Source organism: Streptomyces sp. NPDC025618 (assembly GCF_055558795.1).
Genome location: NZ_JBVHLW010000007.1, coordinates 103,564 through 109,885, shown reverse-complemented (window position 1 = coordinate 109,885; position 6,322 = coordinate 103,564). Strand labels below are relative to the sequence as shown.

General features: G+C 73.5%; 8 protein-coding genes. 2 read left to right on the top strand and 6 right to left on the bottom strand.

The features are described from left to right. Positions 1-134: 134 nt before the first annotated feature. From ACZ4A5_RS09615 to afsQ1, 5 genes are all read right to left on the bottom strand, one after another. A complete protein-coding gene (locus ACZ4A5_RS09615; RefSeq protein WP_467580457.1) occupies positions 135-347 on the bottom strand; it encodes a PspC domain-containing protein in 213 nt (70 codons plus the stop codon). 106 nt (positions 348-453) lie between these two features. After that, a complete protein-coding gene (locus ACZ4A5_RS09610; protein ID WP_467580454.1) occupies positions 454-1,008 on the bottom strand; it encodes a VanZ family protein in 555 nt (184 codons plus the stop codon). A gap of 88 nt (positions 1,009-1,096) precedes the next feature. Continuing rightward, the gene (locus tag ACZ4A5_RS09605; protein ID WP_467580452.1) at positions 1,097-1,702 is read right to left on the bottom strand and encodes a hypothetical protein; all 606 of its coding nucleotides are present in this window, start codon (positions 1,700-1,702) and stop codon (positions 1,097-1,099) included. Next, positions 1,699-3,204 carry an ATP-binding protein gene (locus ACZ4A5_RS09600; protein WP_467580449.1) on the bottom strand — a complete coding sequence of 502 codons (1,506 nt, stop codon included), beginning with the start codon at positions 3,202-3,204 and terminating at the stop codon, positions 1,699-1,701. The genes ACZ4A5_RS09605 and ACZ4A5_RS09600 overlap by 4 nt, the downstream gene beginning before the upstream one ends. 100 nt (positions 3,205-3,304) lie before the next feature. After that, positions 3,305-3,982: a two-component system response regulator AfsQ1 gene (gene afsQ1, locus ACZ4A5_RS09595; protein WP_398867970.1), complete on the bottom strand. Its 678-nt coding sequence runs from the start codon at positions 3,980-3,982 to the stop codon at positions 3,305-3,307. A gap of 195 nt (positions 3,983-4,177) precedes the next feature. On the opposite strand from afsQ1, the gene ACZ4A5_RS09590 reads away from it, so the two are divergent. Continuing rightward, positions 4,178-4,924, top strand: coding sequence for a SigE family RNA polymerase sigma factor (locus ACZ4A5_RS09590; RefSeq protein ID WP_467580445.1), 747 nt, complete (start codon positions 4,178-4,180; stop codon positions 4,922-4,924). 182 nt (positions 4,925-5,106) lie between these two features. Here the strand turns inward: ACZ4A5_RS09590 and ACZ4A5_RS09585 are convergent, their stop codons facing one another. Next, positions 5,107-5,763 (bottom strand): uridine kinase family protein, encoded by a 657-nt coding sequence (locus ACZ4A5_RS09585; protein WP_467580442.1) that lies wholly within the window; start codon positions 5,761-5,763, stop codon positions 5,107-5,109. 96 nt (positions 5,764-5,859) lie between these two features. Here ACZ4A5_RS09585 and ACZ4A5_RS09580 point away from each other — a divergent pair, with 96 nt between their 5' ends. Further along, the gene (locus ACZ4A5_RS09580) at positions 5,860-6,282 is read left to right on the top strand and encodes a hypothetical protein (protein ID WP_467580439.1); all 423 of its coding nucleotides are present in this window, start codon (positions 5,860-5,862) and stop codon (positions 6,280-6,282) included. Positions 6,283-6,322: the final 40 nt, after the last annotated feature.

The window sequence follows — 6,322 nt, the reverse complement described above, 5'->3', positions numbered from 1 at the left end:
CCAACCCCCACCCCAAAACAAAAGAAGAAGCTGCTCGGCTCCCCCCCCCCCCCCCCTCCCCCCCCCCCCCCCCCCCCCCCCCCCCACCCCCCCCCCCCCCCCCCCGCCGTCACGTCAACGCGGCGCCGCGGACATCACCAGGACGTGGCGGCCCGGCCGTGGTCCCTCTCGGACGGCAGCAGCACCCACAGTGCGAGGTAGAGCAGGAACTGCGGTCCGGGCAGCAGGCACGAGGCCAGGAAGATGACCCGCATCGTGGTGCGGGAGGTGCCGAAGCGCTCGGCCAGGCCCGCGCAGACGCCGGCGATCATCCTGTGGTCACGGGGACGGACCAGGGGAGCGGACATGATGGCGACTCCTCGTCGTCGGTCCGGCGGCGTCGGGGACGCGCCGTGCGGGAACGTTTCCCGATACCTGCGACGCTACGGTCACGAGCCGGGGCGAGGCATCGCTCTATGGGGCGACCCCGACCCTGGGGATCGTCGGGGTCCGCCCCTGAGCCGCCTCCTTCCGGGGAAGGGCCTGCGGCCCGCGCCGCTCACCCCTGCGACGGAGCCGGGCCCTCACCGCGGGCACCACCGCGAGATGCGTGACGGCGACGCCCGTCACGTTCAGCAGCAGCGCGTCCACGTCCAGCACCTGGCCCACCACACCGCTCTGCACCACCTGGAGGGCCAGCGACAGCATCGCGCTGGTGAAGACCGTGCGGGTCAGCGAGCCCAGCGGGGACGCGGCGAGACGCCCCCGCGCCCACGGCAGCAGCACGCCGAGCGGCGCCAGCGGCAGCATCCCCGCCCCGATCGCCCGCGTCGCCTCCCAGGGGCTCAGGGCGAGATCGGCACGGATCGTAGCCAGCGGCTCCAGCGGCGCGGCCGTCACCCAGGGCGCCGTCAGCGGCCGCAGGGCCAGCCAGCCGACCGCCAGGAGATGGGCGACGAGCAGCACACACCCCGCGGCGCGGTAGCGGTATCGGAGGGCGGGCGTACCGCCGTAACCATGACCCTGCACGCCCCACAGGACGCCGGGTGTGCGCCGTCCGGTTCCGCCCGTGACGACGGAGAGTGGCGGACGCCCGCGGGGCCGGAGAGCCGCCGGATCAGGGAGCGGCTCTGCCGCTGATGTCCGCGGTGTCCGGATGCGTCCGCATCTCCTCGGTGCAGGTGAAGCTCAGCGGCCCGGCGTCGCCCGGCCCGCCCAGCAGCACCGCCGACTTGCCGTCCGCCGCGGCCGTGCCCACGAAGGAGCAGACCAGCTGCGCCAGCGCGACCTGCGGCAGCTCGGCCGGCTCACGGCTCAGCCGCAGGGTGCCCCCCGGGTCGCCCGGCCGCGGCCCGGCGACGGACAGCCGCTGCGGGACGGCGGTGATCAGCCCGGCGTCGGCCTCCTCCCCGGACGGCACCTTGCGCAGCTCGTCCAGGAGTGCGCCGGCGACGATCGCCGCGTCGTCGGGCTTGTCGGGCAGCGGGACCCGGCGGGCCACCGGCACCAGCTGCGAGGCGCACTCCAGCTGCACGGTCACGGTGGCGAGGCCCGCGGCGGGGCTCGGGTCGGGGCGGCTGACGCACGACGCCCGGGACGGCGCGCCGCCCGCGTCCACCGGCACGGCCGTGCCGCGGATCCCGCACGCGGACAGCGCGGGGAGGGAGCCGAGCAGCGTCAGCGCCAGGGCGGCGGTTCTGATCCTCACGGTCGGGGTCTTCACTTTCCGTTCTCCTCCGCCCGCTCCCGGCCCTGCCCGTCGGCGAGCCGGGAGGCGCCGCCGGCCTCCGCCGGGTCCTCGCCCAGGGGGAGGGTCAGGGTGAAGACCGCGCCGCCCTCGGGGGAGTTGGCGGCGGTGATCCCGCCGCCGTGGATATGGGCGTTCTCCAGGGCGATCGACAGGCCGAGGCCACTGCCCTCGGAGCGCGGCCGGGAGGCGCTCGCCTTGTAGAAACGGTCGAAGACGTGCGGCAGGACGTCCTCGGGGATGCCGGGGCCGTGGTCGCGCACGTCGATCCGCAGCGCGCCGTCCTCCGTGCGCACCGACACCCGCACCGGCGAACCGCCGTGCTTGAGGGCGTTGCCGATGAGATTGGCGAGGATGACGTCGAGCCGCCGCGGGTCGAGCCGGGCCATCATCCCGCGCTCGGCGTCCAGCTCGACCGCGTCCAGCCAGGCGCGGGCGTCGATGCAGGCGGTGACCTGATCGGCGACGTCCACGTCGTCGAGGACCAGCCGGGCCGTGCCCGCGTCGAAGCGGGTGACCTCCATGAGGTTCTCCACCAGGTCGTTCAGCCGGCGGGTCTCGCTCACCACCAGCTGCACCGCGGGCGCGATCATGGGGTCGAGGTTGTCCGCCTCGTCCTCCAGCACCTCCGTCACCGCGGTGATCGCCGTGAGCGGGGTGCGCAGCTCGTGCGACATGTCGGCGACGAAGCGGCGGCTCGCGGCCTCCCGCCCGCTCAGCTCCTCGACCCGCTTCTGGAGCGACTCCGCGGTCCTGTTGAACGTGCGCGACAGATCGGCCAGCTCATCCGTGCCGGACACCTCCAGGCGCGTGTCCAGCTTCCCCTCGCCGAGCCGCCGGGCCGCGTCACCGAGCCGCTGCACGGGCCGCAGCACCGTGGACGCGGCGGCTTGGGCGAGCAGGGCGGAGCCGATGAGGGCGAGGGCCGTGGCGATGCCCAGCGACCAGGCCAGCGAATTGAGGTCCTGGCGCTCGTTCTCCAGCGACTTCAGCAGATAGCCCGTCGGGCCGCCGCCGATCACCTTGGCGCCGCCGATCAGATACGGCTTGCCGTCGAGCGTGATCCGCTGCCAGTACAGGTGGTACGCGTAGCGGTTGGAGTCGTCGACCCGGCGCTCGCGGTCCACCGCCGTCCGCAGCGACTCCGGCACGACCTTGGGCGTGAACAGGTCGGGCCTGGAGGGCGCGACGCAGTCACCGCTGCCGGACGTGCCGATCAGCAGCACCTCGTACTTCTGCGAGGTCGAGGCCATCCGGTCGGCGGCTGCCTGGAGCTCCTGGCAGGTCGGCGTCAGCGGCAGCGAACCGGTGTTGTCCTGCAAGGACTTGCGGAAGTCGTCGAGCGCGGCGTCCTGGGTGCGGGTGAGGACCGCGTCCCGGTTCAGCCAGTAGGCGATGGCGGACGCGGAGACGGCCGCGGCCAGCGCCACCAGCGCGAAGACCAGCATCAGCCGCAGCCGCAGGCTGATCCACCGCATGCTCAGCTTCAGCGCGTTCCTGGCCGGCCGCCGACCCCGTTCCCGACCGGGCTCTTGTGTCACGGTGTGCTCTCTGTGCGGTTGTGGCGGGCTGGGGCAGTCACTGCGGGGTGTCCAGGCGATAGCCGACGCCCCGGACCGTACGGATCAGGGTCGGTGACGAGGGGACGTCCTCGACCTTGGCGCGCAGCCGCTGCACACAGGCGTCCACCAGCCGCGAGTCGCCCAGATAGTCGTGCTCCCACACCAGGCGCAGCAGCTGCTGCCGCGACAGCGCCTGCCCCGGCCTGCGGCTGAGCTCCAGCAGCAGCCGCAGCTCGGTCGGGGTCAGCTGAAGGTCCTCGCCGTTCTTGGTGACCGTCATGGCCGCGCGGTCGATGACCAGCGAACCGAACGACGCCGAGTCGTTCGACTCCCGCTCGCCACGGCGCAGCACCGCGCGGATCCGGGCGTCGAGCACCCGGCCCTGCACGGGTTTGACGACATAGTCGTCCGCCCCGGACTCCAGGCCGACCACGACGTCGATGTCGTCGTTGCGCGCGGTCAGCAGGATGATCGGCAGCTGGTCGGTGCGGCGGATCCGCCGGCACACCTCGAAACCGTCGATACCCGGCAGCATGACGTCCAGCACGATCAGGTCCGGCCGCTGCTCGCGCAGCATTTTCAGGCCGTCCTCACCCGTCGCCGCGGTCACCACACGGTGACCCTGGCGGGACAGGGAGAACTCGAGAGCCGTGCGGATGGCGTCGTCGTCCTCGATCAGCAACAGGAAAGGCACGGTGGCCATTCTGGCCTACGTCTGGCCGGTCGTTCGACCGACGCCGTCCGGCACGGGGCTCCCCGGCCTGTTGCAGGGCTGTGACAGTCGGCGGACAGCGTCATGAAACTGGCCCGCCAGGCTTGGGTGCACCGGGCGGCACGAGGGCCCGGGAACGCAACGGACCGAGCTGGCTCCACCGACGGGGGGCGCGAGATGAACACACTGCACAGCACCACGACCAGCGCAGTCATTCGCACGCGCCTGCACGACGCCGGGCGGGGCCCGGAGAAGTCCGGTGCCGTGGGCGGGCGGGGGTGCGCCCGCGGCACCGGACGTGTACGGCCGCCGTACATGGTGGCGATCGACGCGGTCACGTACGGGGAGGCCACGGGGGCCTCGGGGGAGGGCAAGGGTGCTGCCCGGACGAAGCGGCAGGACGCCGAAGCGGCGTTCACCGCGTACGTCCAGGAGCGCCGGGCCTCCCTGTACGCGACCGCCTACCACCTGACCGGCGACCGGCACGAGGCGGAGGACCTGCTCCAGAGCGCGCTGTTCTCGACGTACCGCGCCTGGGACCGGATCACCGACAAGGCGGCCGTCGGCGGCTACCTCCGCCGCACGATGACCAATCTGCACATCAGCGCCTGGCGCCGCCGCAAGCTGAACGAGTACCCGACGGAGGAGCTGCCGGAGACGGTCGGCGAGACCGACGCGATGCGCGGCACCGAACTGCGCGCCGTCCTCTGGCAGGCGCTGGCCCGGCTGCCCGAACTCCAGCGCACGATGCTCGTCCTGCGCTACTACGAGGGCCGCACGGACCCGGAGATCGCGGAGATCCTCGGCATCAGCGTCGGCACGGTCAAGAGCAGCATCTGGCGCTCCCTGCGCCGGCTGCGCGAGGACGAGGTCATCGGCTCCGGCCGCGGCGTCGCGGAGTCCTTCGGCGAGCTGGTGGCCTGAGCGAGGCCGGACAGGGCCGAACAGAACAGAACCGAAGAGAACCAAGGGGCCCTGGGGGGACGGGGAAACGCTCGGGGGGAGCGGACGGGGCCACGGGGGAGGAGCGGGCGGACAGCCGGGGGGTATGTCCGCCCGCTCCGCTGTTCCCTGGGGCGCGTGTTTCCCGGAAGAGGGCGTTCGCGTCAGACGCGGACGCCCTCCCGGCGTCCCGCGGCCGCGGCGGCGATCCGGCCCATCGCGGTGTCCCGGCCGCAGGCGTACGCGCCCAGCGCCGTCTGGCGGGCCACGATGCCGCGTTCGGCGCGCATCAGGCGCAGACCGCGGCGGATGAGGTAGGGCGCGGGCTTGCGGCCCTCGCGCAGGTCGCGCAGCAGCCGGCGGCGGAACGTCGTCGACGGGCGGCCGCGCAGGCACAGCGCGTCGGCGAGCAGCCCGAGTTCGCGGCAGCGGCCGATGATGTCGGCGGCGAAGATGCCCTCCGCTATGAACAGCGGGGTGCGGCCGATGTCCAGCGCGCTCTCACCTGTCCGCGAGCTGCTGGCGATGTCGTACAGCGGCACGCTCGTGCGCGCCGTGCCGCACAGCTCCGCTATCGCCGCCACGGCCGCGTCGGTGTCCCACGACAGGGGCGAGTCCCAGTCGGCGCCCGAGCCGTCCGGGAGCAGCGGCAGCGTCGGGTCGTGGGCCTCCTTGTAGAAGTCGTCGAGCTTGAGGACCGGCAGCCCGGTGCGGGCCGCGAGGGACGACTTTCCGGAACCGGAGGGGCCGGTCAGCAGGATGACGCGCGCGGGGGTCAAGTGGGGAGTCACGGGACACCAGTGTGAGGCATTGGGCCGCATGGGGGATCCCCCCGGGTCGCGGGGTGCGCACAGTGTCACGACTTCGCTACGGTGCGTTGTCGTTCCATCCTGTACCTCACGACCCGGCAGGTGCCCATGGCCTCGCACGCACGACACGCACGCTCCTCCCGCTCCTCCCACTCGCGCGGTCTGGTGCGCGTCGGGCTGACCGTCTCGGCGGGCGCGGCCATCGTCGCGGGCGGCGCGGGGGCCGCGAACGCCGCGCCCACGGCGGGCCCACGGGCCGAGCTCGGGGTGACGTCCATCGACGCGGCGACGGCCGGCGTGGACACCGCGCTCGGCACGTCGTCGGAGGGCGCGCTGCGCTCCCTGGAGGCCCTGAAGCTCAACCCGCTGGCGGGCACGGGCAGCGACCCCTTCGCCAACGCGGTGGGCACGCAGGTCGCCGACTTCCAGCCGATGAGCACGTCCGCCCTCACCGAGCCGCTGACGAACGGCGGCGCGCTCCAGGACCTGAGCCTGCTGGACCAGGCGGCGGGACTGCTGCCGTCGATCTAGCGGGACCCGGACGCCGAAGGGGGGGGGGGGGGGGGGGGGG

Coding starts and splice junctions, on each gene's coding strand:
- ACZ4A5_RS09580 (WP_467580439.1), top strand. CDS start 5,860: ATGGCCTCGCACGCACGACACGCACGCTCCTCCCGCTCCTCCCACTCG.
- ACZ4A5_RS09615 (WP_467580457.1), bottom strand. CDS start 347: ATGTCCGCTCCCCTGGTCCGTCCCCGTGACCACAGGATGATCGCCGGC.
- ACZ4A5_RS09590 (WP_467580445.1), top strand. CDS start 4,178: ATGAACACACTGCACAGCACCACGACCAGCGCAGTCATTCGCACGCGC.
- ACZ4A5_RS09585 (WP_467580442.1), bottom strand. CDS start 5,763: ATGCGGCCCAATGCCTCACACTGGTGTCCCGTGACTCCCCACTTGACC.
- ACZ4A5_RS09600 (WP_467580449.1), bottom strand. CDS start 3,204: ATGCGGTGGATCAGCCTGCGGCTGCGGCTGATGCTGGTCTTCGCGCTG.